Raw genomic sequence first — 20,479 nt, forward strand, 5'->3', positions numbered from 1 at the left:
CCGTAAACCGGCATAGTTTTGTTAACGGCAGCCTAACCGCGCGTTTAAGCGCGGGGCCGGTGGGGCATTTTTGCCCCACCGGCCCCTATTCCAGCGCTATTCCGGCTTGGTTTCTACCGTGGGAGTCTTGTTCGCCGCGACTGGAGTGCGCGCGGTGTCCATAGTCAGGCAGTGCTTGGGGCAGCTCTCGATGCACTCGCCACACACCACGCAGGCGTACGGGTCGATCGACCAGGTACCACCCTTGCGATCGACCGCAAGCGCGCCCGCCGGGCAGCGACGAGCGCACATACCGCAGCAGATGCACACGTCCATATCGTTGACGATATGCCCGCGCAGGCGCTCGGGCGCCGCCAGCTCCTCCTGCGGATAGCACACCGTGACCGGCTGCTTGACCATAGAGCCCAAGGCCGTCTTGGCAAATGTCAGCAAACTCATGCCGCGCCTACCTTTCCGTGCAACTAATGCAGGGGTCGATGGTCAGGATAATCATGGGCACGTTGGCAATGAGCACGCCCTGCAGTGCATGCGTCAGGCCCGCCAGGTTTTGCGACGTCGGCGTGCGCACACGGAAACGGTCTAAATTCTTGGTGCCGTTACCGCGCACATAGTAGTACGCCTCGCCGCGCGGTTGCTCAATCACAACCTCGCCGCGCGCGCCATCGGCTGGCGTAAGCTTGGTACGCCCGCCGATGCCGTCGTGCGGAATCTTGCCCACAAGCTCCTTAATGATGTCCATGGCCTGCGTGACCTCGGCGCAACGCACCTGGCAGCGGGCATAGCAATCGCCATCGGTAGCAACGATGGGCTCAAACGCAGCCAGGTCCGCATAGGCACCATCGCCAAACATGCGCACGTCGTAATCCACGCCCGAGGCGCGCCCAAACGGACCGACCATCGACAGGTCCAGCGCGTCTTTCTTGCTGATCACGCCCACGCCATGCAGGCGCTCGCCGCAGCTGTCGTCGTCCAAAAAGGTATGCACCAGGGCCTCGTAGTCGGGGCGCATGGTGTCGAGTGTCTGGACAATGCCCGACAGCTCGGAGTCCTCAATGTCATGCTTAAGGCCGCCGATCTCGTTAATCGACAGAATCACGCGGCCGCCGCACGTGCTCTCAAAGATCTTGAGAATCTGCTCGCGCAGGGTCCACGAACGATAGAACAGCGCCTCGAAGCCAAAGGCATCGGCGAGCAGGCCCAGCCACAGCAGGTGCGAGTGAATGCGCGAAAGCTCGTGCAAAATGGTGCGAATATACTGCACGCGGCCAGGCACCTCGATATCGAGCATGCGCTCGCAGGCGCTGGCATAGCCGCAGCTGTGACCCACGGCGCAAATGCCGCAGATGCGCTCGGCGATGTAGCCAAACTGGTGCATGTCACGCTTTTCGGTGAGCTTCTCGAGTCCGCGGTGCACAAAGCCGATCTGAGGAATAGCCTCGATAACGCGGTCGTCCTCGAGCACCAGGTCTAGATGAAGCGGCTCGGGCAGCACCGGGTGCTGCGGGCCAAACGGAATAACGGAGCGATGTGCCATGGACCTTACGCCTCCTTTTTCTGCTTATCGCGGGCGGCTTTGGCGGCAAGCGCCGCGCGAACCTTGGCCGCTTTCTCGGGATCCATGGCGGCGAGCTTTGCCTCCATCTCGGCAGCCTTGAGCGCGGCCTTGGCGGCAGCCTCGTCATGCTGAGCATCGGAGCCGGCAGCCGCAGCGGGCTGAGCGACGGCAGCGCCCGCAGCATCGCCAGCGCCCTCCCCCGCAGCGGCCGCGGCAGCGGCGGCCTTCTCGGCCGCGGCCTTGCGCGCCTTGGCCTCGGCGGCGGCACGGACCTTCATGGCCTTCTCGCGCGCAGCCTTAACCTCGGGCGTGATGACGCTCATGGGCTCGGTAGTCGAGACCTGGTAGAAAAAGCCCTTAAAGTCAATCTGCATGTCGGTAATGGCAAGCCCAAACAGGTCGTGTGCCTCATTTTCAAACGGGAACACCGCAGGGTAGTACGAGCTGATGGATGGAATCTCCTGGTACTGGTCGATGCCCTCAACCACCAGGTTCTCAATCGCATAGCTGCCGTCCTGCGCGATCTGCTCCTGGGCAGCACGAACGTTGATGAACGTATAGACCAAGCGATACGTGCCGTCGTCCACGTTGCGCTCGGCGTGCATCTGTACAAAACGGGCACCAGCACCCTTGAGCGCCAGGACATGCGACAGCAGCGCATCGAGCTCGACGGTGGTATAGATTGCCTTTTGCATTACTCGGCCCCCCTTGCAGCGGCGGACGCGGCGGGCGTCCCAGCAGGTGCGTCGCCAGCGGCGGGCGCGTCGCCGGCCTCAGCCGCGGCCACAAATCCGTCCTCGCCCAGCTCAACGCCGCCATCCCAGGTAGCAGCACCGCCCACGGTAAGCGGGTCGCCGCCGGCGCGCATCACGGCCTCCTTCTGGTCCAGGATGCCGCACGCCTCCACGATGGCGTCGATCACCGTCTCGGGACGAATGGCGCACCCTGGCGCGTACACATCCACGGGAATCGCGCGGTCCACGCCACCGATCACGTTGTACGCATCGCGGAACACGCCGCCCGAGCACGCGCAGATGCCGCACGCCACCACGCACTTGGGCTCGAGCATCTGGTTGTAAATCTGGCGCACGACGGGCAAGTTCTGGGCGTTGACCGACCCCGTCACCAAAAAGATGTCCGCATGTTTGGGGTTGCCGGTGTTGACCACGCCAAAGCGCTCCGCATCGAACAGCGGCGTGAGCGAGGCCAGCACCTCGATATCGCATCCGTTGCAGCTCGAGCCGTCGTAATGAATAACCCACGGCGAGCGCGACATTTTATGATCCATGGATGCCGCCTCCTAAATAAACACGTCGACGAGGATGGGCATAAGGTTGAGCAGGCCAAACACCAGCGCCACACCCCAGCCGAGCTTAAAGCAGCTGCGCCAGGTGCTACGGGCGAAGGTGTTATCGATCAGTACCTCGGCAAAATACGTCATGACCATAACGACCAGGGCGACCACCCAGCTCACCGGGTTGTCCCAAACAAAGAACATGCCCACCCACATCAAAAACAGCACGGTCTCGCACCAGTGCATAAGGGTCATCTTGGCCAGCGTGCCGCCGCTCATCTCGGTGGCGACGCCCTGGACGATCTCCTGATGCGCGTGATGCGAGTACGAAAGGTCAAACGGCGACTTGCGCAGTTTGATGGTAAGCACCGCGAGCAGCGCGAGGAAAATGGGCGCGCTGTACACGATGATGGGGGCCGACTGCCCCGTCACGGCGATGGAATCGAAGCTGTCGGTGGCAAGGTACAGGCCCACACTCATCAGCAAAACGGCGGGCTCGTAACTCATGACCTGCAGCAGCTCGCGGTCGGCTCCGACCTGGGCAAACGGGCTTTGCGTCGAGGCGGACGCCAGCACCACAAAGATCGCAGCGAGGGTAACCATAAAGGCGCATAACAGTGTGTTGGAACCCGACACAAAGATGCCGCCGCCCACCACGGTAAAGATGAGCGCGCACGCCATGTAGGTATCGTCCACGGTGTTTACGCTGGCAGGGGCTTTGCGCAGGAGCTTGGCTACATCGTAGAACGGTTGCAGCAGACGTGGTCCCACGCGGCCCTGCATGCGGGCGGACAGCTTGCGGTCGACGCCGTCGATCAGGCCACCAACCAAAGGCGCCAGCAGGGCAAACGCCACGGTGCCTATAAAGATGCCTACGACACCCGAGCCTTCGAAATACTTGCCGCGCAGCACCGAGGGCTCGCCCATGGCGAGCGTATCGGGACCAATCCATGCGCAGCATAGCAGCGCGAACAGGATGATGCTGCAGCACACGATGCTGCCCGCGGGGCCAATGCGATTCTCGCCAAGGGCGTCCTCCAGGTACCAATTGCGCTTTTCGGCCTTCACCTCGTGTCCCATCGAGCCGCGGAAATGACGGTAATTGTCGGTTCCCACACCCGAAAGATATACGTTTACGTGCGGTTTGTCGCTCACGCGGAATGAAGTCAGCAGCACCACGGCGATAAAAGCCACGATAACCACCATTAGATACATGGCATCCTTGCCAATAACATACGGCACGCGGCCAAACACCATGGCCAAGTAAGGCGACACCAGACCGCTCGAGATAATCGGGAACGCTACACAGCACAGAATCAGCAGCGCGGCGATAGTGTTGAGCGCTATCCATTCGGTCTTATGGACATTGCCCTCCACGTTTTCGGCCGTAGAATCCACGCCCGAGAGCTTGGCGAGCCACTTGCCCCAGAAGAAGAACGTCGCGGCCGAGCCAAAGGCCAGCACCATGATCATGAGCACATTGCCGGTCTGCGCAAACGCCACCAGGGCGCCCCACTTAGACACGAGCATGCCAAACGGCGCCACGAACATGCCCATGATGCCCAGCATCATCAGGCGCGTCAGGTGCGGCATGCGACTGAACATGCCGTCCATGTCCTCGATATTGCGGCTGCCGATATGATGCTCGGCCGTGCCCACGCACAGGAACAGCAGCGACTTTGCCACCGTATGGAACAAGATCAAGAAGATGGCGGCCCACACGGCCTCGGGCGCGCCGACACCCAGGCAGGCACTGATGAGGCCCAGGTTGGAAATGGTGGAGTACGCGAGCACACGCTTGGCATTGCTCTGCGAGACGGCCATGAGGGCGGCGAGCAAAAACGTGATGGCGCCCACGCTCGTGACCATAAAGCCGGTCACGGGATAGGTGGCGTACAGCGGGCTCAGCTTGACCATCAAAAACACGCCGGCCTTGACCATGGTGGACGAGTGCAGCAGGGCGCTCGTGGGCGTGGGGGCGACCATGGCGCCGAGCAGCCAGGTGTGGAACGGCATCTGTGCGGCCTTGGTAAGCGCGGCGATCGACAGCAAGACGACCGGCAGCACCAGCAGCGCGGATTGCGCGGTTCCGGCGCCGGAAAGCTCGATCATGCCCGAGATGGTCAGCGGCACGCCGTTGACGTGCAGGAACATAAGGCCCGCCAAAAACGCGATGCCGCCCAGCATGTTGAGGATGATCTGGGTAAAGGCGTTTTTGATGGCCTCGGGCGTGCGCGTATAGCCAATCATAAGAAACGAGCACACGGTGGTGATTTCCCAGCCGCAGAACAGCCACTCCAGGTTGTCGCTCGTCACGATGACGAACATGGCCGAAAGGAACAGGAACATAAGCGCCAGGAACTGCGGGCGTCGGTCGGGCGCGGTCTGCCCACGCAGCGCGGCCTCGCGCTCATCGTGCGCCTGGAAGTCCTTCATGTAGCCCAGGGCATACACGCAGATCAGGCTGCCGACAATGCCGACGGCGAGCACCATGATCACGCTCATATAGTCCAGGTAGAGCGGCGTGGCGGTGACGACCTCGGCCGTGGGCAGCGTCATGGCAGCGAAGGCAACCGAACCCACCAGCTGCACCACGCCGAGCACACCGGTAAACGCGTTCCTATATTTGAACGCGTTGTACAGGATGACGGCGCACAGAATTACGTCGATGACGGAGCTGATGATCGAGAGCACATGCGAGGTGCCGGGGGCAACCTCAAAGCCCTGCGGACCCGTGCCAAAAAATAAGACGGCAACTACAACGGTCACCGCCATAATAATGCCGGAGCCTACAAGCCCTACCGCATCGCGGGCTCGGTCACTGCGCGCGAGCAGCATGCCCATCGCCGGTACCAGCGGAAACAGGGTAAGGAAATACAGTAGCGTCATACCATCACTCCCCCATGCAAAAACGCTGCAATTATTTAACGTTATAGCTCAAATTGGGGGTTCAGGCGGCAGGTTTTCGGTCAACTGGGGGTTTTAGGCGTATGGGGTAAGGGCATGTCCGCTTTGGAGCAGAGAGGCGACGCTCCCCCTATCGTAGCGGCGGGCGCACGGGCCACTGCGCGCGGTTTATTGACCACTTTGAAGGATGTCCCGATAGACTCGCGGCGGTCCAAAAAGTTGGCGCGGCAAGAAAAATGCGCCCCTGCGGACGCACCATCCCGTTCGCTATTCCGCCTTTTTAACGCGCGGTTTACGACCCCGCGGCTTATCGACCAAGGCGGCCTCGCCACCGTCGCGATACTGTCGGCACCAAGCTTTAACCGAAGACTCGCTGGGGATCTTGTGCTTGACCATGACCTCACGCACCGTCAGACCATGTTCCAAGCGGTCCTTAACCACGGCAAGCTTAACGTCAAACGAATATGTGTGGTGATGAGAGCCCGCATTGAGAACGGCGTCGGCGCCGCCCACGGCATACGCACGGGCCCACTGACGGGCTGTGGCCTGGGGGATGCCAAGCTCTGCGGCGAGCGCGCGATGGCCGACCCCTTCTTGGAGGATCTCGACAGCACGCTGCCTAATCTCGGGCGCATGCGTGCGAGTCCTTGTTGTTTCTGACATACCTGCCACTTCTACTTCTTAGCCTTAAACGTTAAATTGCTTTCTTACGCGCAAGTTAGATAGTAGCATTTTACTGTTTGCTCAAAGCAGTTAATTAAAATAGACGCGGCGCTATCTGGGAATTTGACACCAATTTACGACATTTCTTTATTGATTATTTACGCTGGTAACTAGCTCGCAGCTAATCGTCATTCGCTTGCCAGCAAAATTGGCATCTCTTTATATCCTTTGGAATAGAGGATATGATTATTAACCCCTCCTCCAATAATTTTGAGCAGCCTGCAAGGCAGTAGACGCCTCACTCCCCATGATTAGCGCGCATTGCCGTCCACCGGGGCAAAACAAAAAGGGCGGGACCTGCTGCGCTTGCAGGCCCCGCCCCGATTGACACCCGATGGGACGCGGCCGGGCGAGACAGATCCGTGCTACCGCCCCGCCTGGCCGCGATGTTCAACTACAGCTCGTTGGCCGCGTGATATGCCGTGCGAATGGCGTTCGCAATGTCGGCGGTGCGCTCGCCCGAGCAGTCGCCCACACAGGTCACGGGCACCGTAACGCCATCCAAGTCAAACGCGTTGGCCTTGGAACCGACGGCCATCACCACGTAATCGCAGGCGATCTTCACCGGCTCCTCGGCGCCGTCATCGGCAGTGCGAATGGCCTCCACGCCCTCGTCGGTAATGGCGGTCAGACGGGTCTTCACGTGCTGCTCCACGTTGTGCTCTGCAAAGTCGCTCATAATCAGCGGCAGAATGGTCTCGGACTCGCCCGCGGCAATCTTGTCGAGCATCTCCACGATCGCCACTTCGCAACCGTGCTGCAGCAGGTACTCGGCAGTCTCGGTGCCCACCAGGCCACCGCCAATGACGGCGACGCGGCCCGTAAGCTCCACCTTGCCGGCCAGCACGTCCCAGCTCGAGACGACCTTCTTAGAATCGGCACCCGGAACGGGGATGACCACGTCGTGCGCGCCCACAGCCACAATCGCGGCGTCGGCGGCGTTGAGGTCCTCAGTGGTAGCGGCATGGTTGAGCTCAACCTTCACGCCCAGGCCGGGCAGAATCTTCTCGTAATACTCGACCGAGCGCATGATCTCGTCCTTGCGCGGAGGCGCGGCCGCCAGCACAATCTGGCCGCCCAGATGATCGCTCGCCTCGTAGACGGTCACGTCGTAGCCGCGCTTGACCGCCACGCGCGCGGCCTCCAGACCGGCAATACCGCCGCCCACAACGGCGATCTTCTTGTCGCCCACGCCCGGCTTAATCGCGATGGTGGCCTCGTCGCCGTTCTCGGCATTGAGCACACACGAGATGTACTTGCGGTTTTGAATCGCATCGACGCAGCCCTTGTTGCAGTTGAGGCACTCGCGGATGGGTTCGCCCGTGGCGGCCTTCAGCGCAATGTCGGGGTCGCACATGAGCGAGCGGCCATAGGCGACGATATCGGCTGCGCCGTCTTCCAGGATCTTCTCGCCAGCCTCGACCGAGACAACACGGCCCACAGTCGCCACCGGCACGGAGACCAGGGCCTTGACGCGCTCGGCCACGGGCAGCGTCCAGTTGTAGGGCATGGCGCCCATGGACGGAATGGTATCGCCCATATTGCCGGTGTGGTTGGCCTGTGCAACCTGGATCATATCGATGCCCGCGCCCTCGAGCAGCTTGGCGAACTCGCAGGCCTCGTCGGGCTGCAGGCCGCCCTTGCCACGCGGCGTGCCATCGGGGTTCTCCATGATCACGGGGAGCTTATACTCCACCATCAGCTGCGGCGCGGCTTCCTTGATGGCAGCGACGACCTCCAGCGCGTAGCGAACGCGGTTCTCAAACGAGCCACCGTACTCGTCGGTTCGCTTGTTGAGGATCGCAGAGCACAGCGAACCCACCAGGCGGTCGCCGTGGACCTCGATGGCATCGATGCCGGCCTGCTGCGCGCGAGCGGCCGAGGCAGCGATGGCCTCCTTGATCTGGGTGAGCTGCTCTACGCTCGCCTCGTTCACAAAGTGCTGCATATCGTGGTGCAGCTTGGCATATGCCTGCTTGCGGATCTCGTTGGACTCGGCCATCTTGGCGGCAAAGGTCTCCTCGTCGCCGGCGGCCTTGGCCTCCTGCGCAGCTTTGGCCGCAGCCATGGAGCCCATGACCATGCGACCGACACCGGGCACGTCGTACTCGGGGTGGAACAGCTGCAGCGCGACCTTGGCACCGTGCTTGTGGACGGCGTCGGCCAGTGCCTTAAACGTGGGGATCTGGGCGTCGGTTGCCAGCTTGGGCGTGGGGCTTGCGGTCATGACGGGAGCGACGTCGCCGATGACGATGTAGCCCACGCCGCCACAGGCCAGGCGCTCGTAAAAAGCCAGGCTGCGCTCGCCGATGGAACCGTCGCGCTCCTCATAGCCGGTGGTCAGCGGCGGAAACATAATGCGGTTCTTGAGCTCAAGGGGGCCAACCGTAATGGGCTGGAGCAGCTTGGACGCAGGTGCGGTCATGGACATTCCTCTCTTGTAGACGCGGCGGCGATGGTGCCGCGTAGTTGTTTAGAGGATATGGCATGGGGGTACAGCGGCACAACGAAAATCGGCGGATAGCAGGCAGCGGCAGGCGGATGGGGCGGGGCGGCCCGTCGGTTTGTCTCAATCTGTAACAGCTACCCAGCAAAACCGGGTCTTACTGTTACAGATCGAGATATTTCTCTCGACCCATCCTCAACAATCTCAATCTGTAACAGCTAGACCCGCTTTTGACCCCTACCTGTTACAGATCAAGACAAACGGAAGCGTTCCGTCGGAAAATCTCGATCTGTAACACCTACAGGCCAAAAACGACCCCAGATGTTACAGATCGAGACGAACAAACTCGGTCCGACCAAACATCTCAATCTGTAACATCTAGACCGACTTTTGGCCTCCACCTGTTACAGATCAAGACAAACGGCAACTGTCCGTCCGAATATCTCAATCTGTAACAACAACTCGGCAAAATCCGTCCCTCGTGTTACAGATCGAGACAAACGGAGCCCCGCTCGCCGGAAATCTCAATCTGTAACATCTACAGACCAAAATCGGACCCACCTGTTACAGATCGAGACAAACCCCAGCAGCAACACCGTCCCCGTTCGAGGAAACGACCGCCACACTCACCTTTTTAAACAACCTAATACTGCGCAGCCTGCGATAATAATTTGGTCACGCGTCGACTACGGCGAAGACGCGGCAGAGGGGACACCCATGCAACCGAGTACCACCGATAGGTCCACCGCAAAGCAAGCGCTGCTCGAGGCGCTCTTGAGCGACGCGGGACTCAAGAACCTCACGCAAACAGCCTCTACCGTTATGGGCAACCCGGTGCTCGTCGTCGATCCCGTCTACCGCTATGCCGCCCGCGGTGGCTTTGAGCTCGACGATGCCGACGACCCCCCCTTGCAGCCATCACCCGCGCCGAGCTCTCCGAAGGCGATATGCTGCAGGACGAAGCCGTGCGCTACATCATCGAACGCGATCTAGACGAGAAGATTGCCCGCTCGACAGGCCCGCTCACACGCTATAACGACATGTTCTGCCTCAACACCATGACCGGTGCGATCAAGGTGCACGGCACGTGTCTGGGTCGGGCGATGATGATCGAGCGCAATCTCATGCGAATCCTCCTTTATAGGGCTCTCGGACGAGCCCGGGTTTCATGCGAATTGCATGCGTATCGACAGCCATACTTTCGCTCGAGAACAGGCTCAAAACCATGTGCAGGCGCACCGATGTTTGCCCATAGCGACCATGGGCTTTGTGCGGATGAACCATGCGTTTGGGCAACGCTTTCGAGCGCATGGTCCTGGCGCCATACGCACAAGGGGGGGGCGGTGTGCCTTATGGCACCCGCCCCTGATAATCGAGTTTTCTTATGTTTAGTCCTATTAAACAGTCCAATATCTTTAGGCAAGATCACCCCGACGGCGCTCATCCCACTTGGAAGGCCAGACTCCACCCGCCTGCTCGATGGGATGAGTCCGCGCATCACCTGGACTCTCTACGCCTCCAATGGATCGGTAGCCTCTTACGAACACTTTCAAAAGTATGACAAGAGAAAGAAAAGTCCGTAGATTATGCATCTTTAGACTCGCGAAAAAGCACATCATGCCCGTCAGCGGCGACGCACCGGCCTTCGGGACGCCTGAAGGCTACTGGGCACGGCGGCGATATTCATAGCGAATGATACGGACGCTGCAACTGGTATTATATGACGTACTATTGAAAGGATGCTGAAGAGGTTGCGGGAAAATGCTTGCTTACTAGAAGCAGAGCAAGGAGATCCAGAAGACGGATTGCGGACAAATGATATGAATTAAATAGGGCACTGCGCGCTATAGAAGGAAAAGGGTGGTGGGTCCTGATGCTGGTACTGTCTGCTGTTTTAAGTTTATTAATAAAATCTGGCTGTGTAATCTGTGCAGCCCTTTATTTAATCCTCTATATCGGAGGTCAAAAGAAGGAATATCTGTATATCGCTCTGTTTATGCTAAGCCAGTACTTGATTGAGCTAATAGTTCGAGGATACGAAATTAGTTCGCCCCTTTATTATTACTTTCATAATTTTTTTTCGGTGCCCGTAGTAATCAAGTCGCTATTATATTTCGCCTGCGCCTTTCTCATATGTCATTTATTCAAGGGGGCTGTTGGAGGGTCAAAAACATGGATATTGACATTGGTGGAAGCGCCATTGTTCATCTGGCTCATCATGTTCCCTTTGTTAAAGGTGCGTACAGGATTCTTGTATATTTGTTATTTATTGCCATTCCAGCTTCTGGTTATCGTACTAGCCTTTATCGGTAGCAGGTCCTTTGGCAAAACAGTGCATAAGAGCATGTTTTTAAGGTTAGATATGTTCTTGCGACTGGTTGGAATCCTTGGATTAATGACTGTCTTTGAGGATATTCTTACGGGGTTACATTATGGGCTAAATAATGATGTTGCAAGCCTAGTAACTAGCGGCGCGATTCGAAGCCGCAATTTTGGCGAAAGCGTCTCCCAGATAGTTGTTGCCGCATATCTTATTGTTGTTGCGGCGCGTTTTCTTGTTGACAAGATCACAGTGAAACCGATTAGCTATGAAGCCTTGACAGGAGAGCTTTCGGAAGAAATCATAGACGCCTATGCGACATCTATTGGCCTTAGTCTCAGAGAGCGAGAGATTCTGGGATTCTTGCTCAAGGAGAAAAGCACACAGGAGATATCCGAACTGTTGTTTATTTCGACTGGCACCGTCAAATCTCATACACATAACATTTACCAGAAGGCCGATGTTAGCAACAGGATGCAGTTGCTGCAGAAAATCAGATGTTCATAACGTTGATTACGTTGGGCTAATCAATATGAATCCCGCTTCCTTTTGTTTATACAGTTTAGCGCTTTATGAACCCTGGTTCATAAAGCGCTAAACCAGGGTATAGGCTAAGATTGAACATATTTATCGAGACCAGTTCATGTGAAAGCGGATTGGAAAACTACATAATTTTGTCATTGGGTTGTCGGCAACGAGGGGCCTTTGCTTTAGCCATCAAGTTATCGGCAACACGGAACCTCTGAAAGAGAAGGTGACAAGATTATGAGAAGAAAGATAGCCTGCGTATTGTGTTGCGCCAGCCTATGTTTAAGCATGGTGGCAGGCCCAGGATGTTCTGCAAATAATACGCAAGGTGGGTCATCAGACGGCGCGCTGGCAAATGCCGGATCAACTTCTGAAAACGAAGAGTTTGACGGGAAGTTCGATGCAACCGTCAACGCAGGAAATGCGCAAGAAGTTGTGTATGTAAATGGCTCTTGGTTTGACATGGGAAAGCAGTATGGCTTACAGCAAAAGGATCAGTTAGAAAATAACTGGACAGCTGTAATGTCTTCAATTTATGCAGAGGCAGACGATGCCGCATATAACGAAGCTATGGGTAAGATTCTGAAACATTATGAAGAGGATGATCCATCTGTATTTGATTTCTTGTCGGGAGTAGCTGAGGGGGCAGGAGTCTCAAAGGAAGATGCAGTAGTTGCAGTTATGGGCTCATCTGTTCTTAACTATGACCTCATGATGCATTTTGATCCAGAGAGCTCAAATGATCCAGAGCGTTCAAAAACATGTATGAATGTATCTGCTTGGGGAAGTATGACTCAGGATGGTCATCATCTTGGAGCTGCTAATCTTGATGCAGTCAGCACAACACCCGCCGCAATGTTCTCGAGCATGGTTTCTTATCCGAAACATGGCAATGCAGTCATTGCATCAGGTGGATTGCAGGGAAATGCGTTCATGAACTCTAAGGGCCTTATTATTACCTATGCCGGAGGGCCTACGGCATCGCCAAGCGATGATGCTAAGACAATCGATAGGGAAGGCACCTTCCTCGATACTTTGTTTGCTTATTGGTACACAGCCACAAAGTGCGATACGGCAGACGAAGCAGTCAAAATGCTTACGAAAACTGAGTGGATTCACACGGGTAACATCAACGTTTCCGACAACAAGGGAAATGCGTATCTCATCGAGCAAAAAGATAATGCATATGTAGTACGCAAAGCCGGTGACTACGGTGAGACGGACTATCTAATTGCAGCGAATCATTTCAGGGATGAGCTCTGGATGAATGATTCATATGAGGCATATCCGGATAGCGTGCCAAGAGCCAATACTCTAGAAAAGGTTATGCAAGACGAGAGCGGCAGCGTTACCCCACTCACGCTCGCGAACGGACTCGGAAGCATTCGTTACTATGACGAGGGCAAATGGAGTGAGGAAAATTGGGACTTCGGTGGTTTCTATCAGTTCCACTCTCCAGAAGGCGATGACATAGAATTCAAGACAATTTTCAGGACAATTTTTGATGCAACTGATCAGGAAATGTATGTCTTGAGAGGTCATGACGAGAAATTCCGTTCAGACGTTCCCTATGGTACAGCTAATTACTACAAGCTTACCCTCGGAAAGAACATGCAGGCCACTAATAAGAGCGCAGAAATCGACGCGCGTATTGCGGTAAGAAATGCAGGAGCTGAATTGTATAAGAAGGGCTCAGTGGATGACGAGTCCATGGAGTATTACAATAAGGCTGCTGAGGCGGTGCACACGGGATGCAATTACACCACTATGGCTGATTGCGCCAATGCGAAAGGCGATAAGGAGCAGGCTGCGATTATGTATGGCCTTGCTACTTCGCAGTTTGCCAATGCTCAGCGATACGCACAGGCATCCTATACTGCTGAAAATGTAATTATTCAATAATCTTGCGTAACGCTCAGCTCGTCATTTAAAGAAAGCGGAAGTGATCTCGAACCCTCCCTAAAGATAACGCTCGAGATCACTTCCAAGATGTACCATCATGCCGATCATCTCGGCATGATGGTATTTTTCGTTTATTCGCGCTGCCAGGCTTTCCTGCGTCCGACCCGGAGTTTTGATCGCGGAGGGCGGATTCGAACCAACGACCTCCAAGGCGCAGAGATTGACACGGGGGATCCAAAATGCCCGCTCAGCAACTAGCTCGCCGTGCTATTTATCCAAAGAAAAACAGCTCAGAGGAACAATGCCTCTGAGCTGCTGAAAGTCTTGGTCGCGGGGGCAGGATTTGAACCTACGACCTCCGGGTTATGAGCCCGGCGAGCTACCAGACTGCTCCACCCCGCAATGTCTGGGCGCCTCATATGCGCAAGAAGGAATATTACTCGGGAGTTCGGTGGACGGCAAGGAAAATCTCGTAGAGCATAATTCCTTCATATTTAAAACCTCTCAGCCCATATCACCGTAAACGAATCGCAGCCGAGCGCCGTCGACAGCACGTATACAATGGTGCGCGTCCTTTTATGCCGAAACCGGGAGTAGACATGCTGCTCGCTATCGATATGGGAAACACGCAGACGGCCATGGGCCTGTTTGACGGAGACGAGCTGGTGCAGTCGTGGCGCATGCCCACCGACCGCTCCTATACCGCAGATGAAATCCATGTGCGCCTGATGGGTTTTTTTAAGATGTACGGCCTTTCGCTCGACGCGGTCGACGCTATCGCCTTTGCGGGCGTGGTGCCGCAGCTCTCGCGCGAATGGCATACCGTGGCCGACCGCATTGCCGCAGACGTCATCGTCATTGGGCCGCAGACGGCCGCCGTGACCAAGCTGCGCGCGGCGCGTCCCCAGGCCGTTGGTGCCGACCGCGTTGCCAACGCCGTTGCGGCCGAGACCTTCTACGGCGCGCCGGCGATCGTGGTGGACTTTGGCACCGCAACCAATATCGACGTCATCGATGAGGACGGTTATTACATTGGCGGAGCGATCGCGCCGGGCATCCGCATCTCCATGGATGCGCTTGCCGCCCGCGCCGCCAAGCTCGCCAGCGTGCCGCTCGAGGCGCCCGAGCACGCCATCGGCCGCGATACCGAGGAGTGCATCAAGGTCGGCGCCGTGGTGGGCACTGCCGCTATGGCCGAAGGCCTGGTCGCGCGCATGAAGCGCGAGCTGGGCCGCGAGGATGCCACCGTTATCGCCACGGGAGGCCTCGCCGGCATCGTCGCCGATTCGACCGATGCCTTCGACGTGGTCGATGGACAGCTCACCATTAAGGGTATCTGCGAAATCTACCGCCGCATGCAGGAGCTGGGGCAAGACAGAGACCGGAGCCAAGCGTGAGCATTGTCTTATCCCCTCGGTTTCTCTGACGCACGGACTAGGTGACTCTAGTTCTCCAACCCCTCCGTGAGCCAAATCAAGGGACTACGTTTCATTAAAACAGAATAGTCAGCTGGAAAGAGTACGTTGGCAACCCTTGGCATAGCAGCCCCCCTCGCAAACCTCAACCTCACCTTTCTTGCACGTCCACCGACGGCAGCGCGACGCTTGCCACAAAGAGCGGTACGCCGGTGCGAGACACGAGCGCTGCATAGAAAGGCCTGTCAAGCGTTATCTTGCGCGGCTCTGGTGGGTTCTCCGGCGGAAGGCCCGCGACAGCGACCATCACCGTGTACGCGCCGGCCTCTACGCCGTTCTCATCGACAGCGAACTTCGCGCCATGGACAATCTGCGTTGGAGTCCCCTCTACCCCCACCATAGGTGTAAGCTCCATCGCAGTTGCCGTAGAGACGCCGGCGGCCTTTAGCAGCGAGCAGACGTCCGAGAGCGTCGACTCGCATTCAAAGCGAGGAATCCCCAGCTCGACGGGCTCCCATTCTCCCTCGCCTCGGGACAGACGCTCGAATAGCCCAAGCGCGTCATCAACATGATCATCCTCGCCGCTCGGAAGAACAAAACACACGCCGGCATCGGAGCTGAGCGGCAACAAGAAGGCAACCCTGCCGTTCTCGACGATCACCGCGCAATCGCGCTTGCCACGCATAAACGCTGCTTGAACATCACCGTTCTTTGCATGGAAGGTCTCAACTTTGGTCGATTCGCCATCAAACGGATCCGCCCATGCATCCTTCATGTAAAGCGCGCTCACAAGACAGGCAAGAGCCACTGGTGATAACTCGATGCTTGGCGACAGCAGGCCGTGAGTTTGTTCGGCTATCCAATCGGTCACCCGTTGGCTAACGCGCGGATCGGCCAAGTCATCGATTGACACATGCACGCTGCATTTGTCGCACTCGTGCAGAAACGCCTCCGATGGGCTCGCGGACCTGGAAAGCCAAGCCGCCGTTGCCGAGTTCGCATCATAACCGTCATAGCCCCAGTTCCGCTCCAGCTCGATGCCGAAGGGATCACGCTCGCTAAACATGTCGCCATCGCCCAGGAGCATGTCGAGCTCCCGACATGTGGCGCCCGAGGCACCCTTTCGTACAATCGTCAACAAGCTCGCGACGCACGCAGGCGACCAAACCCCGTTCTTGCCTTGAGCGAGTATTTTCTCGGATAGGGATTTTGCAACCCTCCATGCCTGTGGACACGCCGAATTTGCTTTGTCAGCCATAGTCTGCTCCCATCGTTAGGACATAAACTATTATTTCGCACGGCGCGGACACAAATCTCGCACCGAAAAGGCAGCCCAATGGCTTTCTAAGAGGCTCAAAGCCTTTCTATTCCTCAAAAACGAAAAATTTTCAGTTTTGAGGAATAGACTCGATGCACGCTACGCCTCACCGCACAGCCACCTCGCCAGGTCCACGATCTGCACTCCGTCGCGGTCCGTGGCCTCGTGATGCGTGCGGGCGAGAATCATCTTGGGATACGCATCGCCAATGCTCAGCAGATGCGAAATCTCGCGTTCAAATGTCTTATCCGAGCTGATGTCGTCGCTCACCTGAATGTAGAGCTTCTCGCTTCGCTTGATTGCTACAAAGTCAATTTCCTTTTTATAGAGTACGCCGACGTATACCTCATATCCGCGGCGCAGCAGCTCGATGGCCACTATGTTCTCGTACACGCGACCCCAGTCCATATCGCGTGTACCGAGCAGCGCGTATTTGAACGCGTGGTCTGCCAGGTAATACTTCTCGCCGCTCTTAAGATATTTCTTGCCGCGAATGTCGTATCGGCGAACTTTATAGAAGGCAAACGCATCGCACAGGTACCCCATGTACGCACCGACCGTCTTGTTCGTAATCTTTAGTCCATCCGCATTTAATGCATCGGTAATGTTGCGTGCCGACGTAATGTTGGAAACGTTGTCCATCATGTAATCGGCAATGCGCAGCAGCGCCGATTCGTTTCTCACGTTATGCCGTTGCACGATATCTCTCACAATGAGCGTCTTAAAGACGTTGGAGAGATATTGATAGCGCTGCTCCTGCAGTGGATAAGGGTAAGAGCCAGACATACCGCCGGTTCTCGCGTACTCATCGAAGTCACGGTCGACCTCGCCCTCGTCGCCATAGAGACGATACTCCTCAAACGAGAATGGGAAAACCTCGATCTCGAACGTGCGCCCCGTAAAGAGCGTCGACAGATCGCTCGACAGCAAAAAGGCATTCGATCCGGTAATGAAGATGTCATAATGCTCGGATGCGTGAAGGCTGTTGATCGCACGCTCAAAACCTTCGCACATCTGAACCTCATCGATAAGCAGAACGTTTTGTTTGCCGGGCACCCGATGATCTTTTACATAAGCGAGCAACGCGTGATACTCGAGCAGGTTCTCGAACTCATCGAGGTTGTAGTTGATATGGATGACATTCGAATTAGGCAGATTTGCCTCCACGTAATCGCGGAGGGCCTCGAGCAATTTTGATTTACCGCTGCGGCGGATGCCCGTGATGACCTTGATATCCGGCACGCCAATAAGACTCGTCAACGTGTCCATATATGACGCTCTATTGATGAGTTTCATCGGGGGCTCCTCGCGGTCTTTTATCTCTATTCCTCAAAAACGAAAATTTTTCAGTTTTGAGGAATAGGCTCTATAGCGAATATACCTCGCAAAAGGCCGAGCTGCCTTAATCCTATTCCTCAAAAACGAAAATTTTTCAGTTTTGAGGAATAGGGCTGCGATGCCACCCTGTAGTCGCGCAAAGACCCTCCCTGGCAGAGGCAGTTCACTCTGCCGGGGAGGGTCTTGTTGTCATCGTTGTCTTTGAGCGCGGACATCTCGCGTTACAGTCCGCGAATCCGTACGGCCTCGGGCGGAAACTCCTGCTCGCCGGCATCGGTCTTGATGGTCGCGCGACCCCAGATGTCCAGGCCCGCAAACACACCAACCGCAAGCGGCAAGCCGTTGGGCGACACCGCCGCAACCTGGCGGCCCAGCAGCGGCACCATGTCGAAGTACTCGCCCAGCACGGGAGCCAGCGGGCCGGCGGCGCCCTGCGGCGTGTTGGCGACAACCGCCCAGGCGTCCACGCGGGCCAGCACGGCGGTAGTCAGCGCTTCGACCAGCGCTTCATCGGTCACATCCACGCCAAGTTCGCCCAGCGCCGCGCGCTCAATATCCACCGTCACGGCACCGAACATACCCGCGGCACCGGCGCCACCGTTGACGGCGACGCGTGCAAACGACGTCTCAAACGCGGGCGCACCGCACACGATATCGCTCGGCCACTGAATGCCCACCTTGCCGACAAGGCCCAGCCCCGGCGTCGATGCCGTTCCCGCGAGCGCGTCCATCATGCCCATCGCCGCCACAAACGGCAGGCCATGGAAGGCGTGCATATTCACATCCGGGCGCACGACCAGCGAAAACGTCAACGACGCCTCGCCCACGCTCCAAGCGCACCAGCCCGCGGACACGCCCTCGCGGCCCGCGTCACGTGCCGCGTCGAGCTCGGTACCGGCGGCAACAGCATTCATCTCGATCATCTACATACGCCCCAATTCGCCCACGATATGGCCCACGCGATCCTCGGGCTCCTTGACCTCGACGCCGTTGTAGCGGAAGAACCGCGCCGGGTCGTGCATCAGGTCCTCGAGCGGCACCAGCACAAAGTCGCGCTCGCCAATGAGCGGATGCGGCAGGCGCAGCTTTTTGCCGCCATGGGTCTCGCCATCCATCCACAGCAGGTCCAGGTCGATGGTGCGCGGGCCGTTGACCTTGGCCTTCTTGGATCGGTCGCGCCCCAGCTCGGCCTCGATCTTCATAAGCTCGTCGAGCAGCACCAGCGGCGCCAGCTCGGTCTTGATCTCGATGACAGCGTTGGCAAACGCGTCTTGGCGTGTCTTGTAGGCCGGCTCGCTCTCGTAGATGCGCGAGCAGTTGGACACACAGGTGAGCGGAATCTCGGCGATCATGTCGCGCGCGGCGCGGATGTTGTCGCAACGATGCCCCAGGTTGGAGCCCACGGCCACAAACGCGCGACGCGGCTGCGGCTTGGCAACAGCCCAGTAGCCGTTCAGGAACTGCGCAAAGCCGGTGACATCGTGCACGCGCACGATGTTGGCACCGGCCTGGATAGCGCCCAGGCACACGCCAAATGTGGCGGCATCGCGCTCGGCGGCCTCGGTCACGCCCGAGACGGCGCCCACAAAGCGCTTGCGCGACACGGCGCACATGAGCGGATAGCCCAGCGACGCCATCTTGGCGGTCTCGCGCTGGATGACGATGTCTTCGTTGGCCGTCTTGCCAAAGCCCGGGCCCGGATCGATGCAGATACGGTCGCGTGACACGCCGGCGTGGATGAGCGCGCGGGCCTGATCGGACAGAAAGCCCATGACGCGGCGCATGATGGGCGCCGAATCGGGCAGGGTAAAGCGGCGGAGCTGCGAGGTGGGAACATAAGCCTCCTCGCGGCGGGCGCTGCGGCGCATCATGGCGGCCAAGTGATCGCTGGGCTCTGGCGCGGGCTCAGGGGTCGCGGCGGCCTCGGCGGCAGGGGTAGCCTGCTCGGCGGCCGGCGTCTCCTGCTTCTGCTCGCCCGTTGGCTCGGGCGCTGGCTCCGGATCGCCAAACGGCAGCGAGGGCTGCACCACGCCACCCGGCAGTTTGGCCTCCGTCTTGGGCTCGCCCAGCAGCTTGCCGCGACGACGGCGGGCGGGCTTCTCGGCCTCGCGCGCGGCCTCGGCAGCCGCCTCGCGCGCCTTCTCGGCAACAAACGCCGCGGCAGAGGTATCGAGCTGAACCGTTGCATGCGTGCGAGCGGGCGCGGCGACCTCGCCGGCGTGCATCACGATGACGCCGCAGGTGCTCGTCGCGACAAACTCGACCATCTTGGGGTCGGTGAATCCCGTCACGTCGTTGACGATCGAGGCGCCGCAGCGCACGGCCGCCTTGGCAACCGCCACGTGACGCGTGTCGATCGAGACGATGGCGCCCTCTTTGGCCAACGCACGCACAACGGGCAGCACGCGGCGAGCCTCCTCGTCGGGGTTGACCGGGGTAAAACCGGGGCGCGTGGACTCGCCGCCCACGTCGATGATGTCGGCACCGGCGTCGAGCATCGCCAGGCCGTACTCGATGGCGGCATCCGGGTCGAAATGCTCCCCGCCGTCGCTAAACGAATCGGGCGTCACGTTGAGGACGCCCATGATGCGCGGACGGTCAAAGCTGAGCTCGTACTTTCCGCACCGCCATGTCTTGCTGTCGTTCGCCATGAACATCCTCCTAAAATGCCCGCGCCGCCACGCTCGGGCGCAGGCGGCGGGGTCGCTTTGCAATTAGTCTTTCTATTGTATC

At 58.0% G+C, this 20,479-nt stretch carries 15 protein-coding genes and 1 tRNA gene; 4 read left to right on the top strand and 12 right to left on the bottom strand.

Going from position 1 to position 20,479, the window contains the following annotated elements; all coding sequences use genetic code 11:
• Positions 1–96 precede the first annotated feature (96 nt).
• The 7 genes from ACQQ92_RS01320 to bilR form a co-directional block, all read right to left on the bottom strand.
• A complete protein-coding gene (locus ACQQ92_RS01320) occupies positions 97–438 on the bottom strand; it encodes a 4Fe-4S dicluster domain-containing protein (RefSeq protein ID WP_427795589.1) in 342 nt (113 codons plus the stop codon).
• Between the two features lie 7 nt (positions 439–445).
• Complete coding sequence (locus ACQQ92_RS01325) at positions 446–1,534, bottom strand: nickel-dependent hydrogenase large subunit (RefSeq protein WP_427795590.1); 1,089 nt, start codon at positions 1,532–1,534, stop codon at positions 446–448.
• A 5-nt stretch (positions 1,535–1,539) separates the two neighbouring features.
• On the bottom strand, positions 1,540–2,250 hold the full coding sequence (locus ACQQ92_RS01330; RefSeq protein ID WP_427795591.1) for an NADH-quinone oxidoreductase subunit C: 711 nt from the start codon (positions 2,248–2,250) through the stop codon (positions 1,540–1,542).
• Entirely contained in the window at positions 2,250–2,843 is a 594-nt protein-coding gene (locus ACQQ92_RS01335; protein WP_427795592.1) for an NADH-quinone oxidoreductase subunit B family protein, read from the bottom strand. The genes ACQQ92_RS01330 and ACQQ92_RS01335 overlap by 1 nt, the downstream gene beginning before the upstream one ends.
• Before the next feature lie 12 nt (positions 2,844–2,855).
• Positions 2,856–5,738 carry a proton-conducting transporter membrane subunit gene (locus ACQQ92_RS01340; protein ID WP_427795593.1) on the bottom strand — a complete coding sequence of 961 codons (2,883 nt, stop codon included), beginning with the start codon at positions 5,736–5,738 and terminating at the stop codon, positions 2,856–2,858.
• Between the two features lie 285 nt (positions 5,739–6,023).
• Complete coding sequence (locus ACQQ92_RS01345; RefSeq protein ID WP_229770663.1) at positions 6,024–6,419, bottom strand: helix-turn-helix domain-containing protein; 396 nt, start codon at positions 6,417–6,419, stop codon at positions 6,024–6,026.
• 454 nt (positions 6,420–6,873) lie between these two features.
• Complete coding sequence (bilR, locus tag ACQQ92_RS01350) at positions 6,874–8,904, bottom strand: bilirubin reductase, long form (protein WP_427727203.1); 2,031 nt, start codon at positions 8,902–8,904, stop codon at positions 6,874–6,876.
• A gap of 738 nt (positions 8,905–9,642) precedes the next feature.
• Here bilR and ACQQ92_RS01355 point away from each other — a divergent pair.
• The 3 genes from ACQQ92_RS01355 (at position 9,643) to ACQQ92_RS01365 (ending at position 13,675) form a co-directional block, all read left to right on the top strand.
• Positions 9,643–9,918 (top strand): hypothetical protein, encoded by a 276-nt coding sequence (locus ACQQ92_RS01355; protein WP_427795594.1) that lies wholly within the window; start codon positions 9,643–9,645, stop codon positions 9,916–9,918.
• Positions 9,919–10,798: 880 nt separating this feature from the next.
• Positions 10,799–11,752, top strand: a complete 954-nt coding sequence (locus tag ACQQ92_RS01360) for a helix-turn-helix transcriptional regulator (RefSeq protein ID WP_427727197.1) — start codon at positions 10,799–10,801, stop codon at positions 11,750–11,752.
• A 258-nt stretch (positions 11,753–12,010) separates the two neighbouring features.
• Positions 12,011–13,675, top strand: coding sequence for a C45 family autoproteolytic acyltransferase/hydolase (locus tag ACQQ92_RS01365; RefSeq protein ID WP_427728884.1), 1,665 nt, complete (start codon positions 12,011–12,013; stop codon positions 13,673–13,675).
• Positions 13,676–14,000: 325 nt separating this feature from the next.
• On the opposite strand, the gene ACQQ92_RS01370 is transcribed toward ACQQ92_RS01365, so the two are convergent.
• Positions 14,001–14,077, bottom strand: a tRNA-Met gene (locus ACQQ92_RS01370).
• Positions 14,078–14,274: 197 nt separating this feature from the next.
• Between ACQQ92_RS01370 and ACQQ92_RS01375 the strand changes: the two genes are divergently transcribed.
• Complete coding sequence (locus ACQQ92_RS01375) at positions 14,275–15,072, top strand: type III pantothenate kinase (RefSeq protein ID WP_427728881.1); 798 nt, start codon at positions 14,275–14,277, stop codon at positions 15,070–15,072.
• A gap of 169 nt (positions 15,073–15,241) precedes the next feature.
• On the opposite strand, the gene ACQQ92_RS01380 is transcribed toward ACQQ92_RS01375, so the two are convergent.
• The 4 genes from ACQQ92_RS01380 to folP all read right to left on the bottom strand — a co-directional run bounded on the left by ACQQ92_RS01380 (position 15,242) and on the right by folP (position 20,397).
• The gene (locus ACQQ92_RS01380) at positions 15,242–16,348 is read right to left on the bottom strand and encodes a serpin family protein (RefSeq protein ID WP_427728878.1); all 1,107 of its coding nucleotides are present in this window, start codon (positions 16,346–16,348) and stop codon (positions 15,242–15,244) included.
• Positions 16,349–16,507: 159 nt separating this feature from the next.
• The gene (locus ACQQ92_RS01385) at positions 16,508–17,704 is read right to left on the bottom strand and encodes an ATP-binding protein (protein ID WP_427795595.1); all 1,197 of its coding nucleotides are present in this window, start codon (positions 17,702–17,704) and stop codon (positions 16,508–16,510) included.
• A 263-nt stretch (positions 17,705–17,967) separates the two neighbouring features.
• Positions 17,968–18,669 carry a hypothetical protein gene (locus tag ACQQ92_RS01390; protein WP_427795596.1) on the bottom strand — a complete coding sequence of 234 codons (702 nt, stop codon included), beginning with the start codon at positions 18,667–18,669 and terminating at the stop codon, positions 17,968–17,970.
• Positions 18,670–20,397 (bottom strand): dihydropteroate synthase, encoded by a 1,728-nt coding sequence (gene folP, locus ACQQ92_RS01395; RefSeq protein WP_427795597.1) that lies wholly within the window; start codon positions 20,395–20,397, stop codon positions 18,670–18,672.
• Between the last annotated feature and the right edge of the window lie 82 nt (positions 20,398–20,479).

This window comes from Collinsella sp. SGI.241, from assembly GCF_050312955.1.
Classification (GTDB): domain Bacteria; phylum Actinomycetota; class Coriobacteriia; order Coriobacteriales; family Coriobacteriaceae; genus Collinsella.